Source organism: Kitasatospora sp. NPDC007106 (assembly GCF_040634455.1).
In the GTDB taxonomy this organism is placed as follows: Bacteria; Actinomycetota; Actinomycetes; order Streptomycetales; family Streptomycetaceae; genus Kitasatospora; species Kitasatospora arboriphila.
This window is the reverse complement of the sequence record NZ_JBEYFP010000879.1, coordinates 1-2,333: the sequence shown is the minus strand read 5'-3', so window position 1 is coordinate 2,333 and position 2,333 is coordinate 1. Positions and strand designations below refer to the sequence as shown.

The 2,333-nt window shown below is 74.2% G+C and carries 2 protein-coding genes; both read left to right on the top strand.

From position 1 onward, the window contains the following. The first annotated feature begins 177 nt into the window (after window positions 1–177). Entirely contained in the window at window positions 178–615 is a 438-nt protein-coding gene (locus ABZ641_RS33550) for a CBS domain-containing protein (RefSeq protein ID WP_359988039.1), read from the top strand. 759 nt (window positions 616–1,374) lie between these two features. Further along, on the top strand, window positions 1,375–1,806 hold the full coding sequence (locus ABZ641_RS33545; RefSeq protein ID WP_344628397.1) for an ATP-binding protein: 432 nt from the start codon (window positions 1,375–1,377) through the stop codon (window positions 1,804–1,806). Window positions 1,807–2,333 lie beyond the last annotated feature (527 nt).

Sequence of the window (2,333 nt, the reverse complement as noted above, 5' to 3'; positions counted from 1 at the left end):
CCCGCTGACACCGCCGCCCCGGGTTGCGGAGCGCCTCGGGCGCGCGCCGCAGCCGGGGCGACACCGGCCTCCCGCCACGACCGCACACCGGATCCCCCGGCCGCCCGCAGCGAACTCCGTGAGCACCACCGCCAAAGACGACCCCGGCGCCGCCCGGAGAGACCGAGGAGTCCGCCCATGACCGGCACCCCCGAAAGCCCCGCGACCCCCACCGTCGGCGATCTCATGAGCCCCCCGGCGCTGCAGATCGGCGACGACGTCACGGTCGACACCGCGCTGGACATCCTGCAGAGCTCCGGCGCCGACCACCTCCTGGTCCACGACGAGGACGGCCGCTGCACAGGGCTGCTGACCCGCCTGCACCTGGCACCCTTCCAGGCCCGGTCCTGGTACACCGAGCGCACCCCGGTACGCGACGTCCCGCTCGACCGGGCGCCCTTCGCCACCGCCGACATGCCCGCGGCCACCGCGGCTGCCACCATGCGCTCCCGCGAGCTGGACATGTGGCCGGTGGTGGACCACGACGGCCACACCGTCGGCCTGCTCACCCTGCCGGACGGTGTCCGCCACGCCTGGGTCCACGGGCACGGCACGGGTCGTCCTGCTACGGCGTAACAGCGCTCGACGCCGCCCGCCCGGCCCGCGCTTTCGCCGCCGGGCACAGGACATCACCTCGCTCGGATCCGTGGTGGGCCTCGTCGGCAGGGGGCGGCCCGTGCGGGCAGCGTCGGTCCCGTGAGCCTCTTCCCGGTCGACCGGTCGACCGTCGGACCGGAATCGCCGCCGGGCGGTGGCGTCCGGGGCATGGACACCTGCGTCGAGATCACGGCACCGGGCCACGGACTGCCGGATCAGCAGGCCCTCTGCGGGCGTGGAGCCGTGAGGCGGTCGCCGGCGCTCGACCCCACCAGGGATCCACCGGCTCCCGACCCGGTGCCGCTGGCGCTCTGTGTCCCAGGACCGCACAGCAAGCGCCGGGCAAGGCGTTCGGCGGAATCCCACAGCTGCTGGCGGCCGGTTTGAACGGGGTGGCGTTGATGATTTCGGGTGGGCCGAACGCTCTGCTGCGGGCACGGTCCACGGCCGCGGACCGGGCGGTGCCGATGGTCCTGATCGCACCGGGCGCCGGGGCGCACCAGGGTTGCGGAGATCACCGGTGCCAGGGACCTGTCCCGGTCTGCGCCACGACCGAGGACACCGCCCGGCACGGGCAGGATGCGGCCGCATCCGGCGCGTAGACGGGGCCGGGCCGGGCAGACGCCTGATTCGGAGAAAACCTCGCCACGACCGGAAGCCGTCATGTGCCCCTCTCCCCACCCCGTCGTATCCGACCGGCGTCGACTGGACTTCCTTCCCGGCGGAGAGGCGGACTGCGTGAGCGAGGGCCTGGACTTCACCCGCACCGCCCTCGCCGACTGGCACCTGACGACCGCCGCCGGCCAGGCGGCCGCCGACGCCGCCCTCGTCGCCGCCGAACTCCTCGCCAACGCCGCCGACCACGCCGGCCGGCCCCTGGCCCTCCAACTCCAACGGTCGCCGGTACGGCTACGGATCGCCGTCACCGACCCCAGCCCGACCCCGCCGCGACTGGTGGAACCGCACCAGCCGCAGACGCCGCACGGGCACGGCCTGGTCGTCGTCGACCGGATCACCGCCGACTGGGGTTGCACCCCCGACGGTGACGGCAAGACCGTCTGGGCCGACCTCCCCCTGCCTGGCCCGGATCCCGGTCCCACCGCCGCACCGGATCCTCAACGAGCACGTCAAGCCGCCCTGGCGGACCCCGACCCGCACCTCGACACCTGACCTGTCCGGCGCACCTCGATCGGTCACCCGCGGACACCAGCCGGCGTGCAGTCCGAACCCGCCGGCCACGGCCCGCGCCCAAGACGCCACCGTCACACCCGTGGCCGGACGCCGAAACCCACGGCGCGCGCACGAACAGGGGCCCCGCCGGCGGCTACCGGCGTCCCTGTTCTCCCGGCCTCGCCACGACGCCGACCCCGTGCACCATCGCCCGCCAGCGCACCCGACCGAGCGCACCAGGATCCTCGCCGAGCCCCTCGCAGTCGCGCGCAGCAGGCCGCCCGTCGGCACCCTGGCGGACATGCAGGAGACACGCCCTGCAGGACGGCTCCACCCGGACAGGGACCCACCCGTTCCCCTCGGCAGCCCGCGGTCCGACGGTTGCGCAGCTCGCCTTCCCCGGCGCTGACCGTCGCCCGAATTCATGTCTGACAAAACCGGCATTCGGGTTCATACTTGTTTTGTGGCGGACGAGCACGAGCCCCGCACGAGCTGGACGTTCCTGACCCAGCACGCCCGGGTGCTGC

What these genes read in the sequence shown, in the direction of transcription:
- ABZ641_RS33550 (WP_359988039.1), top strand. Translation starts at nt 178, where the DNA reads ATGACCGGCACCCCCGAAAGCCCCGCGACCCCCACCGTCGGCGATCTC.